Origin of the sequence: Streptomyces maremycinicus, assembly GCF_001184025.1 — a bacterium.
GTDB lineage: Bacteria > Actinomycetota > Actinomycetes > Streptomycetales > Streptomycetaceae > Streptomyces > Streptomyces maremycinicus.
Genome location: NZ_BBYG01000012.1, coordinates 21,299 through 38,108, shown reverse-complemented (window position 1 = coordinate 38,108; position 16,810 = coordinate 21,299). Strand labels below are relative to the sequence as shown.

The 16,810-nt window shown below is 70.0% G+C and carries 15 protein-coding genes, 2 tRNA genes and 1 riboswitch; of the genes, 10 read left to right on the top strand and 7 right to left on the bottom strand.

Translation table 11 applies throughout. The annotated features are described in order from the left end of the window. Positions 1 to 89: 89 nt before the first annotated feature. Together AOQ37_RS13220 and AOQ37_RS13215 are read left to right on the top strand one after the other, a co-directional pair. Entirely contained in the window at positions 90 to 1,643 is a 1,554-nt protein-coding gene (locus AOQ37_RS13220; RefSeq protein ID WP_062644577.1) for an amino acid permease, read from the top strand. A gap of 112 nt (positions 1,644 to 1,755) precedes the next feature. Beyond that, a tRNA-Lys gene (locus AOQ37_RS13215) sits at positions 1,756 to 1,828 on the top strand. A 474-nt stretch (positions 1,829 to 2,302) separates the two neighbouring features. Here AOQ37_RS13215 and AOQ37_RS13210 read toward each other — a convergent pair. From AOQ37_RS13210 to AOQ37_RS13195, 4 genes are all read right to left on the bottom strand, one after another. Beyond that, on the bottom strand, positions 2,303 to 5,872 hold the full coding sequence (locus AOQ37_RS13210; RefSeq protein ID WP_062644575.1) for a hypothetical protein: 3,570 nt from the start codon (positions 5,870 to 5,872) through the stop codon (positions 2,303 to 2,305). Between the two features lie 207 nt (positions 5,873 to 6,079). After that, on the bottom strand, positions 6,080 to 6,919 hold the full coding sequence (locus AOQ37_RS13205) for a nucleotidyl cyclase domain-containing protein (protein ID WP_062644573.1): 840 nt from the start codon (positions 6,917 to 6,919) through the stop codon (positions 6,080 to 6,082). A gap of 115 nt (positions 6,920 to 7,034) precedes the next feature. Beyond that, the gene (locus AOQ37_RS13200) at positions 7,035 to 7,694 is read right to left on the bottom strand and encodes a Crp/Fnr family transcriptional regulator (protein ID WP_062644571.1); all 660 of its coding nucleotides are present in this window, start codon (positions 7,692 to 7,694) and stop codon (positions 7,035 to 7,037) included. A gap of 40 nt (positions 7,695 to 7,734) precedes the next feature. Further along, positions 7,735 to 8,253: a Pycsar system effector family protein gene (locus AOQ37_RS13195; RefSeq protein WP_062644569.1), complete on the bottom strand. Its 519-nt coding sequence runs from the start codon at positions 8,251 to 8,253 to the stop codon at positions 7,735 to 7,737. 87 nt (positions 8,254 to 8,340) lie between these two features. On the opposite strand from AOQ37_RS13195, the gene AOQ37_RS41255 reads away from it, so the two are divergent. After that, positions 8,341 to 8,724, top strand: coding sequence for a Rossmann-fold NAD(P)-binding domain-containing protein (locus AOQ37_RS41255; protein ID WP_062644567.1), 384 nt, complete (start codon positions 8,341 to 8,343; stop codon positions 8,722 to 8,724). Here the strand turns inward: AOQ37_RS41255 and AOQ37_RS13185 are convergent. Beyond that, positions 8,705 to 9,064, bottom strand: coding sequence for a hypothetical protein (locus AOQ37_RS13185; RefSeq protein ID WP_062644565.1), 360 nt, complete (start codon positions 9,062 to 9,064; stop codon positions 8,705 to 8,707). The two genes, AOQ37_RS41255 and AOQ37_RS13185, sit on opposite strands and share 20 nt — an antisense overlap. Before the next feature lie 165 nt (positions 9,065 to 9,229). Between AOQ37_RS13185 and AOQ37_RS13180 the strand changes: the two genes are divergently transcribed. Genes AOQ37_RS13180 through AOQ37_RS13170 form a run of 3 tightly spaced genes read left to right on the top strand, consistent with a single transcriptional unit; the run spans position 9,230 to position 11,341 of the window. Next, entirely contained in the window at positions 9,230 to 10,063 is an 834-nt protein-coding gene (locus AOQ37_RS13180; protein ID WP_078890157.1) for a DeoR/GlpR family DNA-binding transcription regulator, read from the top strand. A gap of 43 nt (positions 10,064 to 10,106) precedes the next feature. Further along, on the top strand, positions 10,107 to 10,589 hold the full coding sequence (locus AOQ37_RS13175) for a DUF4406 domain-containing protein (protein ID WP_306305213.1): 483 nt from the start codon (positions 10,107 to 10,109) through the stop codon (positions 10,587 to 10,589). Further along, the gene (locus AOQ37_RS13170) at positions 10,586 to 11,341 is read left to right on the top strand and encodes an NUDIX domain-containing protein (RefSeq protein WP_078890156.1); all 756 of its coding nucleotides are present in this window, start codon (positions 10,586 to 10,588) and stop codon (positions 11,339 to 11,341) included. The genes AOQ37_RS13175 and AOQ37_RS13170 overlap by 4 nt, the downstream gene beginning before the upstream one ends. Here the strand turns inward: AOQ37_RS13170 and AOQ37_RS13165 are convergent. Then, positions 11,319 to 11,960 carry a GTP cyclohydrolase II gene (locus tag AOQ37_RS13165; protein WP_062644564.1) on the bottom strand — a complete coding sequence of 214 codons (642 nt, stop codon included), beginning with the start codon at positions 11,958 to 11,960 and terminating at the stop codon, positions 11,319 to 11,321. The two genes, AOQ37_RS13170 and AOQ37_RS13165, sit on opposite strands and share 23 nt — an antisense overlap. 189 nt (positions 11,961 to 12,149) lie before the next feature. Next, positions 12,150 to 12,674, bottom strand: coding sequence for a MarR family winged helix-turn-helix transcriptional regulator (locus AOQ37_RS13160; RefSeq protein WP_062644562.1), 525 nt, complete (start codon positions 12,672 to 12,674; stop codon positions 12,150 to 12,152). A 68-nt stretch (positions 12,675 to 12,742) separates the two neighbouring features. On the opposite strand from AOQ37_RS13160, the gene AOQ37_RS13155 reads away from it, so the two are divergent. From AOQ37_RS13155 to AOQ37_RS13140, 4 genes are all read left to right on the top strand, one after another. Next, on the top strand, positions 12,743 to 13,870 hold the full coding sequence (locus AOQ37_RS13155) for a dihydrofolate reductase family protein (RefSeq protein WP_062644560.1): 1,128 nt from the start codon (positions 12,743 to 12,745) through the stop codon (positions 13,868 to 13,870). Between the two features lie 71 nt (positions 13,871 to 13,941). Then, positions 13,942 to 14,015: transfer RNA gene (locus AOQ37_RS13150), tRNA-Met, on the top strand. A 323-nt stretch (positions 14,016 to 14,338) separates the two neighbouring features. Then, positions 14,339 to 14,504: riboswitch (cyclic di-AMP (ydaO/yuaA leader) on the top strand. Positions 14,505 to 14,513: 9 nt separating this feature from the next. Further along, a complete protein-coding gene (locus tag AOQ37_RS13145; protein ID WP_062644558.1) occupies positions 14,514 to 15,536 on the top strand; it encodes a M23 family metallopeptidase in 1,023 nt (340 codons plus the stop codon). Between the two features lie 227 nt (positions 15,537 to 15,763). After that, on the top strand, positions 15,764 to 16,708 hold the full coding sequence (locus AOQ37_RS13140) for an aldo/keto reductase (RefSeq protein ID WP_062644556.1): 945 nt from the start codon (positions 15,764 to 15,766) through the stop codon (positions 16,706 to 16,708). Positions 16,709 to 16,810: the final 102 nt, after the last annotated feature.

Genomic DNA, 16,810 nt, shown 5'->3' with positions numbered 1-16,810 from the left:
TGCGGCAACCTCGCACGATCCGCCGCAACGGCATTTTCTAGCCACATTGTGACGTGTGTCATGCTCCCGGCAGGGGAATTGCTGGGGGCATGACAGATGACGGCACAGCGGGTCAGTCGGCTCCCGGGAAACTCTCGGACGAAGAGCTGCTGGCCGAACTCGGTTACACCCAGGTCCTCGCCCGCCGCATGTCGGCGTTCTCCAACTACGCGGTCTCCTTCACCATCATCTCGGTCCTGTCGGGCTGTCTGACGCTGTACCTGTTCGGCATGAACACGGGCGGGCCGGCGGTGATCACCTGGGGCTGGGTGGTCGTCGGGCTGATGACCCTCTTCGTCGGCCTGTCCATGGCCGAGATCTGCTCGGCGTACCCGACCTCGGCGGGCCTGTACTTCTGGGCGCACCGGCTGGCGCCCTCGCGATCGGCGGCGGCCTGGGCCTGGTTCACGGGCTGGTTCAACGTGCTGGGCCAGGTGGCCGTGACGGCCGGCATCGACTTCGGGGCCGCGTCCTTCCTCGGCGCCTATCTGAACCTCCAGTTCGACTTCGAGGTGACACCCGGCCGGACGGTCCTGCTCTTCGCCGGGATCCTGGTCCTGCACGGCCTGCTGAACACCTTCGGGGTGCGGATCGTCGCCCTGCTCAACAGCGTGAGCGTGTGGTGGCACGTGCTGGGCGTGGGCGTCATCGTCGGGGCGCTGGCCTTCGTCCCCGACAGGCATCAGTCGACGTCCTTCGTGTTCGGCGAGTTCGTCAACAACACCGGCTGGGGCAGCGGCTTCTACGTCGTCCTGCTCGGCCTGCTGATGGCCCAGTACACCTTCACCGGGTACGACGCCTCCGCCCACATGACCGAGGAGACGCACGACGCCTCGACGGCCGGCCCCAAGGGCATCGTGCGGTCCATCTGGACCTCGTGGATCGCGGGCTTCGTGCTCCTGCTCGGCTTCACCTACGCCATCCAGTCCTACGACGCCGCGCTCGCCTCCCCGACCGGCGCGCCGCCCGCCCAGATCCTGCTCGACGCGCTCGGCGCGACCGCCGGCAAGCTGCTGCTGCTCGTGGTGATCGGCGCCCAGCTGTTCTGCGGGATGGCGTCGGTGACCGCCAACAGCCGCATGATCTACGCCTTCTCGCGGGACGGCGCGCTGCCGTACTCGCACCTCTGGCACACGGTCAGCCCGCGCACCCGCACGCCCGTCGCGGCGGTCTGGCTGGCGGCCGGCGGCGCGCTGGTGCTGGGCCTGCCGTACCTGATCAACGTGACCGCGTACGCGGCCGTCACCTCGATCGCCGTCATCGGCCTCTACATCGCGTACGTCATCCCGACCCTGCTGCGCGTCCGCAAGGGCGACGCCTTCGCGCGGGGGCCGTGGCACCTGGGCCGCTGGTCGAAGGCGATCGGCGTGGTGTCGGTGGCGTGGGTGGCCGTCATCACCGTCCTGTTCATGCTCCCCCAGGTCTCCCCGGTCACCTGGGAGACCTTCAACTACGCCCCGGTCGCCGTCCTCGTCGTGCTGGGGTTCGCGGGGGCGTGGTGGCAGGTCTCCGCCCGCCACTGGTTCCTCGATCCCACCCACGAGCGGACCATCGCCCGCGAGGCGGCCCGGGCGGGGACACCGGCCGAACTGCCGGAGTTGTGACCGATCCAGGGCCCGATCCCGAGCGCTTCGCATCGCCCGGCGCGCCCGTGTCTCCGATACCCGATCGGAGACACGGCCACGTCCGGCTATGCTCGGGGAGGCAACATCGCCTGGGCCCTTAGCTCAATTGGCAGAGCAGTGGACTTTTAATCCATTGGTTGTGGGTTCGAGTCCCACAGGGCCTACCGGCGGTGAGGGAGGGCTAACCTCTCTGACCTGCGATGCAGCGCCTGAGTCGGCTTCGGCCGGGTCAGGCGCTGCATCGTTTTCGGGGGGAACGCCGCCTCGCGCTTTCTTGGAGCAGAACCACGACGATGCTGTCGCGGGGGAGACGGAAGGTGCGGGTTCCGCCAGCGCGGCCCACCAGGCTGAGGGAATGCCTCGCCTGCTGATTCAAGGTGTCAGCGCCAGGGCGGACGGCACCCGGCGGAGCACGAGAACGTCGAGGGGACCGGCCGGTCACCGCCGCGCGTCTTGGCGAGGCCGACCTCAGCCCCGCCGCGCTGCGCCTGGGCGACAGCCCATCCGGGACGAGCCCGACGAGGCCGTCACCGCCGCCGTCGTCGCCGACCGCGGCAATGAGCTGGCCGGGGGAGCTGACCTCCTGGTGGATCCACTCCTTCCGTGCGCCTCGCCGCTGGCGGGGTGCCGGCGACTCGCTAGGCGCCAGTCGCGCTGCCCGTCAACTCACTCAACAGGTACCTGAGTTCCGCCGCCTGGTCCAGGAGGCCGGCCGAACCTGCGGCTGCGCACAGTTTGAAGGCCGTTCGGGCCACTTGGACGGCGTCCGGCAGACGTTCCCCGCTTTCCAGACGAATGCGCGCGAAGGTGATGTGAGCGTCCACCGCGGTCTCAAGGGCCATCGCCGGCAAGTAACCCTCCGGGACGAGGGAGACGGCCTCCTTTGTGGCCGACCGTGCCTCCTCGTCACGCTCCAGCAGGTGGTAAGCCAATCCGAGACTGGTCAGGCAACGGACCTGAAAGGGAACCAGGAAGGAATTGCCCGGGCTGTCCCTCCGAAGCTCCTTCAGCAGGGTGTTCGCTTCCTGGAGGTCCAGCAAGCCGACCTCCATCCGCCCCTGTTCCACGGCCATCGTCCCGTGCAGTTCCAAGGCCGTGACCAATTCCAGTTTCACCCCGGGCCTCTCGATGATCCGGGCCCGGAAGAGGATGACGGCATCGCGGGCACTCGCTGCCGCTTCCTCCCGATGGTTCGCCGCCCATTGATGCAGGGCCACGAGGGTGAGAAAGGGCGCCGTGTCCTCTCCGTCTGTCGCCCCGACCTCGCGCAGCGTCGCCTCGATCCTTCTGATACTCCTCGCAGACGCTTTCAGGTTGCCTGATAAGACCAGGGAGCGCGCACACGAGATCGTCAGGCGGACGTCCAGCCAGGGCAGGGGACCGTAGGTCTGCCGGAAGTGCGCATAGGTTCGCAGCGCGAGCCGGGCCATCTCCTCGGAACCCCTCAGCTCACCCTTCGAGAGGAGGATGTCGGCCACCCTGCCTTGGTGTTCCGCGAGGTCTGACGCGTACCACGGGAGGCGTTGTGCGAGTTCCTCGGTCGCTTTCGCCGCCTTCCGCGCCGCCGTGAGCGCCTCGCCGTGGTCCCCGGAGATTTTGAGGGCGTCGGCCAGAGCCCCGAGGGTGAGTGCCAACACGCTCGCGTCCACCGGAGCCGTGGCGTCCGCGTTCGCGTCGGCCTCTGTCAGGGACACGCTCTCCAGGGTCAGGGGGCGAGCGGAGTCCGCCTTCCCGCACTTGAGGAGGACAGTCGCGTGCTTCGCCAGGGAGACCGCCAACGCTGCGCGATGCCGAGGGTCCTTCCTGGCAAGGCTCCGGTTCATACGGAGTGCCTCGGACGATACGGCCACAGCTTGGGTAGGAGCTTGGTACGCCATGCACTCCCCCAGGATGGAGAGCGCGTGCGCCAGCAGAGCAGTCCGCTTCTCGTCCGAGGCCACTACCCGCCGTGCGAGCGACACAGCTTCGTTCGCCGAGCCGATGGCGGCGCGTGTCTGCCCGGCTTTCACCTGCACCGTGCTCATGAGAGCGAGGGCACGCACGAGGCGTTCCGCGCGGTGGACGGAGTTCCGCTCGGCGAAGAGATCGCGGGATGCCGAGACGCTCTGCGCCGCCGTTCGCAGGGCCGCCCCCAGGTCCGCCGTACGCAGGTGGATGCCGGTCTGGGTTTGAAGCGCGCGGGCCAGGCAGGCACGGCGGTTCGGGCTCCGTTCGGTCACCCGCCGTAACAGGCTCACCGCCTCGCCGCAGATCGCGAGGGCCCGAGGGTCGCCCTTTTCGTAGAAGAGCCATTCCGCGTGGTGCACCAAAGAGGAGGCGAGCGCCGTTCCGAAGGGGCCCGCGACCGGTCTCGGCCCGGTCCTGTTGCGGTCGTCCGGGTCGCTGTCGGGCGAGATGCCGCCGTGGAGCGGCAGCGATCCTCTCCTGACGTTCAGCGCCTCCGTCCCGAATGCCGCAGCCTCCTCGTGATTGCCCTGCTCGGTCAGAGCGGCGCACAGGCTGAACAGCGCGTCGGCCAATGCGGAGCGGTAGTCCTCCGGCTCCGCCTCGGCGAGAGGACGCAGGAGCGCGACCTCGTCGCGAGCGGCGCCGGCAGCCTGGTCGAACAGACCGGCGAACTGGTAGACGGCGGTGAGTTCGTGGCAAAGGGCCGCCTTCTCCGCAGGGTCGTCCACTTCCTGCTGCTGGGCCTTGATGACCTGGCTGAGGATCGCGGCCGCACCTGTACCGAGTCCTGGTATTTCGCGGCCGCGCAGCACGGCGGCCACGGCCCGCAGTGTTTCGATCCCGATGTGCGGGTTGTCGGCCAGCGTGGCCAAGGAGGCGTTCCCGCACTCCAGCACGATCCTGGGGCGGGACGTGAGCAACGGCGAGAGATAGTCCACCGAAATATGTCGCCACCGGGTCGCCATCTCTATCAGGGTGGTGAGCGCCCCGCGAACGCTTCGGTCGATCTCCTTCCAGGTCGAGTTCAGCAACTTGTTCGTGGCCTCGGCGGCCCAGGGCTGCGGCGTGAACTCCCCGTCATGGCCCGGCAAGCTCAGGGCGACGAAGTCCTCGGCCAACCGGTCGGGTTGCAGGGCCTCCAGGACGCTGTCCGTCTTTCTGAGCGCGGGCGGAGGCGGATAGCAGAAGGCGTGGTCCTGGATTACGCCGCGGGCTCGCTCGCGATTGCTTGCGATGCCCATGACGACTGCGACCCCATCGGCTTCCCGCTGCCGCATGGGACCGCACAGTGAGGCCGCGTAGACCGCGCATTCCAGTGTCGAGGCATCGGTCTGGATCCGCTTGCCGCGTTCAAGGTTCCGCCAGTGGTCCCGCTCCCGCCTCAGGAGGTAGGAGGACAGCCGTGCCGGATCCACGGGAGCCGAAGTCCCCCGGTGGGATGCGTCGACCGCCGCGAGCGCGGCCATGTGGATCGTGAGGATCATGGAGTAGGCGTCGTCGGAGAGGAGCCTCTCGGGTGGACCGATCGCTTCTGGATCGGAGACCTTGAGCCGTTCGGCGAACGCGTCACGAGCCGCGAAGAACGCGCGCTCCCGTTCCTCCGCCCGCGTGCCCAGCGGAGCCAGCCGAATCGCTTCCGCGTCCAACTCGAGTTCCTTGTCGAGAAGGTACTCGACCTGCTCCCACCAGACGCCGGCCGGACGTGAGAGCAGCAGAATGCGAAGCGGCAGCTTCCAGAGCCTCCGGGACTCGCGGACGAATCCCACCAGATCGTCCTCGGGCCACCGCTCCGCGTAGTCGACGATGATCAGCACGCCTTTGGCGCCCTCGGTGACCCTGGGCATGCCACCCGTATCCTGCCCCGGGGTCTTCGTGTGCTGAGCGTCCAGTGCGACCCAGCCCTTTCTGCCCCAAGTCCGGCCGAGATGCCGGGCGAAGCGGGTTTTGCCCTCGCCGCCGGGCGCATGCAGGAGCCGTATGAGCACGGCCTCGTCGGAGTCGCGCCAGACCGTGAACTCCTCTTCCTCGTCGGCCCGCCCGGAGAAGTCCACCACCTCGTCGCGTGTGCGCAGGAGCTTGCTCGGCTGCTGACGGCCCTTCGCGGCGGGCGAGACAGACATACGGTTCTTCAGCCGCAACGTGTTGACCCGCCAGGGGGGACCGACCTGTTGGACGTTCAGGTCGTGCGCGGCCTGGTAGACGGTCGCAGCTTCATAGGCGTACGCGACAAGGCTGTGAAGAGGGCGATCGAACTCTGTCAAGGACGGTCCACACGGATGTCGCACCGCGCCTGGCCGCGCATCGATTTCCGTCGCGTGCACAGCGCGGTTCCGGTCGACGTCACCACTGGATTCATGGCAGCCCCAGGTTCCCCAATACCCGATAATGGACAAATGCTACCCGGGGATGCTGCCCGTGCGGGACGGGCGGGCGTGCCTCGCAGGAGCCGCAGAGCCATTTCCTCCTGCTCACTCCGACGGCTCTTCGGTCCATGGATGTTCCGGACCGACGGTGTAGTCGTGGCCGACCTGGATGAGCCGGGCTTTTCCGCTGGCCCTGCCCCTCAGACGCACCGTGGTCGCGGGTTCGTCGGGCCCGGCATTTGTCGCGGTGCGCTGTGGTGTGCGGTCTCGTGGCCCGGGCTCAGCCGTGGTGTGGTCGGTGAGATAAGGGCTGATCACTGCCGGGACCAGTCCCGGCACGAAGATCCAGCACCCCTCCTCGAATTCCGGCTTGCCCTCGACCCGGGCAGTGGCCCGCAGGAAGTGGCGCGGTTGGAGTACCGGGGTGCGGCCCGCACGGACGGCCCGGCGGAACACCGGGTCCGAGACCACGGCGGCCAGCGGAAGACCGTGATCGGTGGCCGCCTTCATGGCCTGGTACGCCGGTTCGCTGTCGACGAGCCGGCAGGCGTCGTTGGCCGCGTCACCGCGGTGTGCTGGTGGCTCCAGCGGGCCGACATGCACGCTCGCGCGCAGCCGAAGTTCTGGCAGACCGCTCAGTCGGTTTCGCTCGTGACGGTCCAGCGCCCGGCGGAGGTTGTCGAGGAAGGGATCGACCAGACGGGCCGCATGCCGCGCGGGGAGCACGAAGATGGCTCCGTCGCCGCGGTCCTTCACCGTGTTCTCCAACGTCGAGGCGCGCCCGATACCGCTCTGTTCGAACACGGTGGAGAGGATGGCGTCGAGGTCTTCCCGGGTGGACGCCATCTGTGCTTCGGGGATCTGGCTGTACCCCTTCATGTCGACGACCAGGAGCACCTGCTCCGGCGGCACGTCGGCGGCGTCCTGCGGGAGAAGAGAAGGCATGGCTCAGTCGCCTTTCCGGCACGAGAACAAGGTGTGGGGATGTGCGTGACCGCGATGCTCGTCGGCCTCGGATGGTGGGGATACCCACTGGTGGGCACCCCCCAGGTGTCATGCGTCACTGCTGGGCGTACGCGTGGGACCGGATCGCTGCGATGTCCCGTACGAGGAGCCCGCCGGTGGCCTCTGTGTCGAGCCACCCCCGCAAGCGCCATGGCCGAAGAGCCGACCCGACGGCGTTGCGGGACGCGCCGATCATCCGGGACAGCTCCGCCTGTGTCAGCGGCACGACGTATTCGGTATCCGTAGCCGAGGCTGTCGGGAGCAAACGGCCCAGCGCCGAAGCCAGTCGCACCGGCACCGGCGCGGTGGCCATCTCCAAGAGGGCCGTCTCCGCTTCGCGGACTCGCGCGATGGCGTGACGCAGCAAGGGTCCCAGCAGCCCGTGACGGTCGACGAAGGTCAGGAAGACCGGCGCGGGAACGATATGCACCCGGCAGACCTCGGCGGCCGTCACCGACGCGGTACGCGGGTGGTCGTCCAAGACCGCCAGTTCGCCGAAGATCTCACCCGCGCCGCGCACCGCCAGCAGTGACTGTTCCCCCTGGAATCCCGTCAGCGTCACCAGGGCTGAGCCGGCAGCAAGCAGGACGACATGCGTACCGGGATCACCCTGCCGCAGCAGCACGCTCCTCGCCGGCCGCACGTGGACCGGAGCCAGATCGCATAACTGTGACCACAGGCCCTGACCGATGACCGAGACATGCGACCGGTACATCCTCGCCCCCTTTTGTGATGACCGTCACTCACTCATGGTCTCAAATGGTGATGTACAGGATCAACAGTCCTGTTCCTGCCATCGTGAGCGCAGCCGCGGTGACGTCCACGGCCCACCTGAGGATCCGGAACTTTCGTTGGGCCAGCGTCGTGAACAACGCGAGCCGCTCTGCCTGCAGCAGCAGATGCCGGTCTGCTTCCAGCGCCGCAGGATTCCGCTCGGCGGTCTCCGGCGGACCGGAGTGCGCCACGGAACACACGAACGCCCGAAGCCTGCCGCCCGGTGGTAGAGCGGGACGGATGGCCACCATCGTCATCATGAGCGCCACGCCTAGAAGGACAGCGGCCCCCACCAAGGCGGCCACGGGCATCCGCGGGGATTCGGAGACTGCGGACAGCGCCATTGCGTCGACCGCCAGCAGGCCACCGATCAGGCCGCACAAGGCCGTCGCCTTGGTGTCGGCGCGCTGTAACTCCGTGAACATCCCGGCCGCTTCGCCCTCGAGCCGAGTGCAGTTCACCTGTTCGTCCGCGCGGGAGTTCTCACCGGTGTCGGGCATGCGCCCTCCTCATCTCCGAGCCGCCGACCGTGCCCTAAACGGTGCCGGAACGACGCCCATGAGAGGGACCACTGCTGGGCGTCGCGCGTGCCAGGCCCGTCACACGCCACCGTCCCAACGCGTGGCGCTGGCCTCGTCACCTCTGCCGCAGATCGGGATGGCTCGAACGACTCGGAGTACTCCTCCCGCAAGGAGGACGAGTTCCGCCTCCGGCTGCACCCGCGCCACCTCGACCGGATCGCCCCGGACGTACGCGAGCGGATTTTCCTCGAACACGGCTACGGCGAACGGTTCGGCGTCGCCGACGACGCGCTGCGACCACTCGTGGCGGGCCTGCGCTCGCGCGAGCGGCTCCTCGCCGAGTGCGACATCGTGCTGCCGCTCACCCAGCGCGACGCCGCGGCGCCCGGGCCGACTTCGGTCGGTCCGGGCGCCGTTTCCGTTCCGGGCGTCAATGGTCGGAGTAGCTGAAGTCCCCGATGGTCCAGGCGCTGACGTCCTCGATCGCGACGCGGTACATCCCGCCGGTCTCCGGGATCCCCACCGTCCCTTGGAGGATCCGGGCGACGTGGAAGTGCAGATGTGTCGGTGGCCCGTCCTTCTTCGCGGGACTGTCGAAGACGGCGGAGAACTCGCCCAGCTGGGCGGAGTTCGTCAGCACCTCCGACACCCGCTGCCTCCACATGGCTTCGGTGGCCAGTCGACCGGTGATGACAGCACCACCGGTGACCACGGTCAGGGGCATGAGATTGCTCTGCCCGGACTCCACAAGGGCGGCGATGTCAACGATCAGCTCGTCAGGCTTCGGCATGAGATCGCATTCTATGCCTCGACTCGTGACGATGGGCGGCCCGAGGGTCATAGCTCGGCTGCGGGTGTAGGTAATTCTGTTCTCGCCAGAGCAGATATGGCCCGTTCGGTCGGGACTTGAACATCTTCATGTTCACTTGAACATCCGTATGGTAGAAATGCTGTCATGGATGTCGCAGACCGTCTCGACCTGACCCTCCGCCTCGTGCAGGGGCACGGCCAGGACCAGGAGCGTGAACCGGGGCAGGGCCAGGGGCAGGCGCAGGGGCGGGTCTCCGTGGCCGAGCTCGCCCAGCGGCTCGGGGTGTCGGAGATGACCGTGCGCCGGGATCTGGACGTGCTGGAGCGGCAGGGGCTGGTGCGGCGGGTGCACGGCGGGGCCGTCGCCGGCCGGCCGCGTGCGGAGGGCGGTGGCTTCGAGGCCCGGCAGGCCTGGCAGGCGGCGACGAAGGACCGGCTCGGCGCGGCCGTCGCCGGGCTCGTCGAGCCGGGCTCCCGGGTGCTGCTGGACGCCGGGACCACGACCGTGCACGTGGCGGAACACCTCGCCGCGCGGGGCCCGTTGACGGTCGCCGTGCTCAGTCTCCAGGCGGCGGTGCGGCTGGCCGACCGGCCCGGCATCGATCTGCTGGTCGTCGGCGGCAGGTCCCGCCCGGGTGAGCGGTCCCTCGTCGGACCGCTGGCGCTGCGCACCCTCGAGTCCCTGGCGTTCGACGTGTTCGTGATGTCGATCGGCGGGGTGCACGCCGAGCACGGCTGGTCGGAGTTCTCCCTCGACGACGCGGCCGTCAAGCAGGTGGGGCTCGGCCAGGCGGCCCGCACGGTCGCCGTCGCCGACGCGACCAAGCTGGGCGTGCGCGCCTTCAGCCAGGTCGCCCCGCTCGACGCCGTGGACGCCTTCGTGACCGACGCCGCCGCGGCTGACCCGGCCACCCATCCCGGTGGCCCGCAGACCCTGGACGCCCTGCGTGAGGCCGGCGTCGAGACCCGGCTGGCCTGAACGCGCCCCGGCAGACCCCGTGGAACCACTGAGGAGACCGCTGATGCATCCGCTGATGATCCTGGTCGCCGGCCCGTACCGTGCGGGCACCGGCGACGACCCCGCGAAGCTCGCGGAGAATGTGCGGGCCATGAACGAGGTCGCCCTCGTGCTGTTCCGTGCCGGGCACCTGCCCGTCACCGGGGAGGCGCTCGCACTGCCCCTGCTGGAGGCGGCGGGCGGCGCCGCCCCCGGTGATCCGCTCTTCGACGAGCTCTTCCACCCCGTCGCCGAGCGCCTGCTGGCACGCTGCGACGCCGTGCTGCGCATCGGCGGTCCTTCGCAGGGCGCGGACCGGATGACCGAGCAGGCCCGCGCCCAGGGCAAGCCGGTCTACGCCGCCCTCGCCGACGTCCCCGGCGCCCGCGCCGCCGCCCCCCGCACCCCCGACGTCCGCGCCGCCGACGCCGCCGACGCCGCCGACCCTCGCACCCCCGACGCCCGCGCCGCCGGCCCCGCTGTCACCCACCTCGAAGGGCACCGATGACCGAGCACGTAGACACCTCGCCCACCCCCGCGAACGGCTCCCGTGGCGGGCCGGCCCGGCCCGCACCCGGCACCCCCGGGATCGACGTCCCGGACCCCCGCGGCCGTACCGGACTCGACCGCCACGGTCGCGACCTCACCGGCAACGACCGGGTCCGTGTCCTCGACGTCGAGGTCCTCGCCTGCGACTGGTCCGTGCTGCGCCGCACCACCTTCGACTACCGGCACAGCGACGGCCACTGGAGCCGCGAGCAGCGCGAGACGTACGACCGGGGCGACGGGGCCACGATCCTCCTCTACGACCCCGACCGCCGTACGGTCCTGCTCACCCGGCAGTTCCGGCTGCCCGCGTACGTCAACGGGCATCCGGACGGCATGCTGCTGGAGGCCGCCGCCGGACTCCTGGACGGCGACGACCCGCGCGAGGCGATCCGCCGCGAGGCGGCCGAGGAGACCGGCCGGGCGGTGCACGACGTCGAGCATGTCTTCGACGCCTTCATGAGCCCCGGGTCGGTCACCGAGCGGCTCGGTTTCTTCGCCGCCCCCTACGACGCCTCCGCCCCCGGAACCGACACGGCGGGCGTGGCGGCCGAGGGCGAGGACATCGCCGTCGTCGAACTCCCCTTCACCGAGGCCCTCGATCTCGTCCGCACCGGCGCGATCGCGGACGCCAAGACCATCATGCTGCTCCAATGGGCGGCGCTGGACGGCCCGTTCGGACCGTCGGCGGTCAGCCCGCGTGGAGCCCGGTGAGGTCGGCCAGCGGCAGCGTGTGCTGGGTCTGGAGGACCTTGGCGCGCAGGTAGCGCACATTGTGCGGGGTCGTGAAGACGCCCGTCGGGACACGGTCCCGGACATCGATGCCCAGGTCGCGCAACTGGCCGGCCTTGTCGGGGTTGTTGGACAGCAGGTCCAGGCTCGTGATCCCCAGCGCGCGCAGCATCTGGGCGGCGGCCGTGTAGTCCCGGTCGTCCTCGGGCAGCCCGAGCGCGGCGTTCGCCTCGTAGGTGTCCAGGCCCTGGTCCTGGAGGGCGTACGCGTCGAGCTTGTTGTAGAGGCCGATGCCGCGGCCCTCCTGGCGGAGGTAGAGCAGGACACCGCCCGTGACGGCTATGCGCTCGACCGCCTCGCGCAGCTGCGGCCCGCAGTCGCAGCGGGCGGAGCCGAAGACGTCACCGGTCAGGCACTCGGAGTGCAGCCGGACCAGGGGGGTGGCACCGGGCGCGGGCTCGCCGAGGACGACGGCGATGTGCTCCTGGCCGTCGGTGAGTCCGTGGAAGGTGACCAGTTCGGCGTCGACGGAGTAGCCGTCGGGGAAGCGCAGCGGTACCCGGACGCGGGCGCGCGGGGTGGCGGCGGGGGTGTCGGGCATGCGGTCTCCCGGGTCCGGAGGACGGTGACAGGGCGGCACCGGGCCGCCCTGTGCTTCAGATTTGAAGCAGATCCAGCGAAGCGAGACCCTACCCCATGCTTTAAATTTGAAGCAACTGGTTTGTGGTGCCCCCCACGAGGCCGGGCTCACGTGCGGGAGGTCGCGCTCACGGGACCGCCGACTCCGCGGTCAGGGGGTTCCGGAGCAGGGTGAGGAGCGTCGGCGCCACGGGAGGTCCTCGGGGGCCGTCTCGCCGCCGTCCTTCTCCTGGAATCCGCGTGCGATCTGCGTGAAGATCTCCTCCAGCTGTCCCACCTGTTCAGGGGTGAGCCGGTCGAACAGGCCCGCGCGGACCGTCTCGACATGCCCGGGCGCCACGTTCTCCAGCACCGTCATGCCCTCGTCCGTGAGGACCGCCACGCTGCCGCGCTTGTCCCAGCGGCAGTCCTCGCGCCGCACCAGCCCGTCCTTCTCCAGCCGGGACACCGCGTAGGTCAGCCGGCTGCGGGTGATCTTCAGCCGTTCCGCGAGGTCGGTCATCCGCAGCCGCCGCTCCGGGATGTCGGAGAGGTTGGCGAGGATGGAGTAGTACAGGTGGGGCATGCCGGCCTCCTGCTGGAGCTGCCGGTCGATCGCGTCCTCGAGGAGGAGGTAGCCGGCAACGTACGCGCGCCAGGCGCGTTGCTCCTCGGGGGTGAGCCAGCGAGTCGTCATACCCCCAGTGTAAGTTTGTTTCAAACTTGAACCAAGCCCTGCCCGTCATCCCAGGGAGAGCCGCGCCGATGCCGTACCCGTACGTCCTGCTGTCCGCCGCCGTCTCCCTCGACGGCTACCTGGACGACACCACGCCCGAGCGCCTGCTCCTCTCCAGCCGCGCCGACTTCGACCGGGTCGACGAGGTCCGGGCCTCCGTCGACGCCATCCTCATCGGCGCGGGCACGATCCGCGCCGACAACCCCCGGCTCCTGGTGAACTCGCCCGAGCGCCGCGCCGCCCGCGAGGCCGCCGGGCAGCCGGCGTACCCGCTCAAGGTCACCGTGAGCGGCTCCGGCGACCTGGACCCGGCGGCGAACTTCTGGCACACGGGCGGCGAGAAGGTCGTGTACACGACGGACAAGGGCGCCGACCGTGTCCGCGCGCTGGGCATCGCCGCGGACGCCGTCGCGCTCGGCCCCGAACTGGACTGGCGCCGCCTCCTCGAACACCTCCACGACGTGCGGGGTGTGCGACGGCTCATGGTCGAGGGCGGCGGCACCGTCCACACCCAGCTGCTCCGGCAGGGCCTCGCCGACGAGCTCCAGCTCGTCCTCGCACCGCTCTTCGTGGGCGACCCGGCCGCGCCCCGCCTCTTCGGGCCCGGCGGCTACCAGGGCGGACGCCTGCGCCTGGTGGAGTCCCGGCGCATCGAGGACGTCGTCCTGAACCGCTACGAGCCCACCGCCCCCGGCGCCGGACCGCTGCCCACCGCCGCCGACCGGCACTGGCTGGCCCTCGCCTGCGCCCTCGCGGCCGACTGTCCGCCCTCGGACACCGCCTTCAGCGTCGGTGCCGTGATCGTCGCCGCCGACGGCACGGAGCTGGCCCGCGGTCACTCCCGTGAGGCGGGCGACCCGGTCGTGCACGCCGAGGAGGCCGCCCTCGCGAAGCTCGACCCCGCCGATCCCCGGCTGCCCACGGCCACCGTCTACAGCAGCCTCGAGCCGTGCGCCCGCCGCTCCTCCCGCCCGGCGCCCTGCGCCCGCCTCATCCTCGACGCGGGGGTGGGCCGGGTGGTCACGGCCTGGCGCGAGCCGGACACCTTCGTCACCGAGGCGGACGGAACGGGTCTGCTCGCGGCCCGGGGGGTGGACGTCCTCCTCCTCCCGGAGTACGAGGAGCGCGCGAAGGAGCCGAACCACCACCTCCTCTGAGGTCGCAGGGGTCCCGCGGATCAGCCGATGTGCTTTCCGCCCCGCTGATGGCGTACAGTTGTGTTCATCGCCGCGGGGTGGAGCAGCTCGGTAGCTCGCTGGGCTCATAACCCAGAGGTCGCAGGTTCAAATCCTGTCCCCGCTACTGATGGTCCGAAGGCCGGAATCCGAAAGGGTTCCGGCCTTCGGTGTTTCCGTCGGTCATTCCTTTTTCCCGTGTCACTCCTGGTGACCGGACGGCAGCCCTGCGCATAACGACTGAGTCACCATCAAAAGTCCTGTGACTGATGAAGTGTTTCCTGGGCATGGCGAGCCGCGGTCAACTCGCCCGTTTTTCACCGCCGGTAGCCCAAAAGTCCAGGCCGGAAATGTTGTTGATCAAGGGGAACAGCTTGGAAACCCACCCCCGGGTCTATTAACGTTCGATAACGCAGCGCGGTCGTCCCAGCCGGCACCAGAGTCGGCTCCGTGCGGCACGTGCCGAATCCCGCAAGGGAACCGGGGAACCACCACCATGGGGTGAATCGCAAGGAAGCCGTCGTGAACTCGCAGAGTCACGACCGGTATACGCGCGTAGGAGACCTTCCCGCTCCGAACCCGTCAGCTAACCCGGTAGGCGACGGAAGGAAAGGAGTGCGCCCGCGTGGCGTCCAACCCGCCTGCCCCCGAGGCCCCGTACGCGCCCAGCCAGCGGTCCACCGAGACCTTCGGCTACGGCGGCTACCGCACCGACGAGGGTCCTTGGGAGGAGTGGAACCCCACCGCGGAGTCCACTCGCCCGGTACGCGGCAAGCACCGCGTCGCCAAGCAGCGCGGCGGCGGATTCGCCCGCAGCTCCACCGTTCTCGGGGTCGGTGTCATAGCCGCCGTCAGCGCGGGCGGCATGGCCAGCGCCAACACCGGCAAGGCCCCGGTCTCCATCTCGATGCCGGACCTGCCCAACGTGGGTTCGCTCATCTCCGACGACGAGCCCGCCCCGGAAGCCGCGCCCGCCCTCGCCAGCTTCGGCTCCGAGGCCGCCCTGGACACCGAGGAGAGCGCCGCCGACGCCGGCGAGGCACTGCGCAGCCGGATCATGGCGCAGGCCGAGTCGCAGCAGTCCCAGGTCGAGGTCAAGGCCCTCGCCGCCGCGGCCAAGGCCGAGGCCGACGCCGCCGCCCAGGCCGAGAAGGAGGCGGAGGCCAAGGCCGCCGCCGCGAAGAAGAAGGCCGCGGAGGAGGCCGCCGCGAAGGCCGAGGCAGCGCGCCTGGCCGAGCTGGCGAAGCAGTACACGCTGCCGACCTCCTCGTACACCATCACCTCGACCTTCGGTCAGGCCGGTTCGCTCTGGTCCTCCGGCTACCACACGGGTCTCGACTTCGCCGCGCCGACGGGCACGCTCATCAAGGCCGTCCACAGCGGCACCATCACCGAGGCGGGCTGGGCCGGCTCCTACGGCTACCGCACCATCCTGACCCTGGACGACGGCACCGAGGTGTGGTTCTGCCACCAGTCGTCGATCAGCGTCAGTGTCGGCCAGAAGGTCGCCACCGGCGATGTGATCGGCCGGGTGGGCGCGACCGGGAACGTCACCGGTGCCCACCTCCACCTCGAGGTCCACCCGGGCGGCAGCGCCGACGGCATCGACCCGGGCGCCTGGCTCCGCGACAAGGGCCTCAACCCCTGAGTCGTCCTCCCGGCACGTCCGTCCCGGCACGTCCGTCCTGACAGGCTCGTCCTTGCACGTGCCGTCCTGGCACGTCCGTCCGTCCCGGCGGGTTCGTTCTGGCACGTCGGTCCACCCCGCAGCCCTGACGCCCTCCGCGTCGGGGCTGTGCTGGTGATCGGTGCTGTTCACATGTTCTTCGTGCCCGCCCGGAATGGGCCGGCCGTCCGTGCCCGTTGAGACGGAACATGACTCCTCTTCGCAACCTCGGCTCCTCCGACCTCGAGGTCTTCCCGCTCGCCCTCGGCGGCAACGTGTTCGGCTGGACCGCCGACGAGACGGCCTCCTTCGCCGTACTCGACGCCTACACGGCCGCGGGCGGCAACTTCGTCGACACCGCCGACTCCTACTCGGCGTGGGCCGAGGGCAACAGCGGCGGTGAGTCCGAGACGATCATCGGCAGGTGGGTGAAGGCCCGGGGCAACCGCGACGACCTCGTGATCGCCACCAAGGTGAGCCAGCACCCCGGGTTCCGCGGTCTGTCCGCCGACAACATCAAGGCCGCCGCCGACGCCTCGCTCCGCCGTCTGGGCACCGACCACATCGACCTCTACTACACGCACTTCGACAAGCCCGAGGTGCCCGTCGAGGAGATCGTCGGCGCGCTCGACGAACTGGTGAGGGCGGGCAAGGTGCGCAACATCGCCGCCTCCAACATCTCGCCCGAGCGCCTCCAGGAGTCCCTGGAGTTCTCCGACCGCGAGGGCCTGGCCCGGTACGTCGCCCTCCAGCCCCACTACAACCTGGTCTCCCGCGGCACCTACGAGGGCGCCCTCCAGGACGTCGCCGCCCGCTTCGGCCTCGCCGCGGTCCCGTACTACGCGCTGGCCGCCGGCTTCCTCACCGGCAAGTACCGGCCCGGTACGACCGTCGCGAGCGCGCGGGCCGCCGGTGCCGCCAAGCACCTCGACACCGAGCGGGGCCGGAACGTCCTCGCCGCCCTGGACGAGATCGCCCAGGCCCATGACGCGCAGATCCCGACGGTCGCCCTGGCGTGGCTCGCCGCGCAGCCGACGGTGGCCGCGCCGATCGCCTCCGCGCGGACGGTCGAGCAGTTGCCGGCGCTGCTGGAGGTGGCGCGGCTGGAGCTGACGGCGGAGGAGATCTCCCGGCTGACCCGGGCCTCGGCCTGATCCGGCCCGGCCCGTTCTGATCTGACCTGCTCCGGCCTGCTCTGATCTGACCTGCTTGGGGTCGGTCCCCGTCCGGTGCGGCCCGGCCTGCTCCGACCTGCT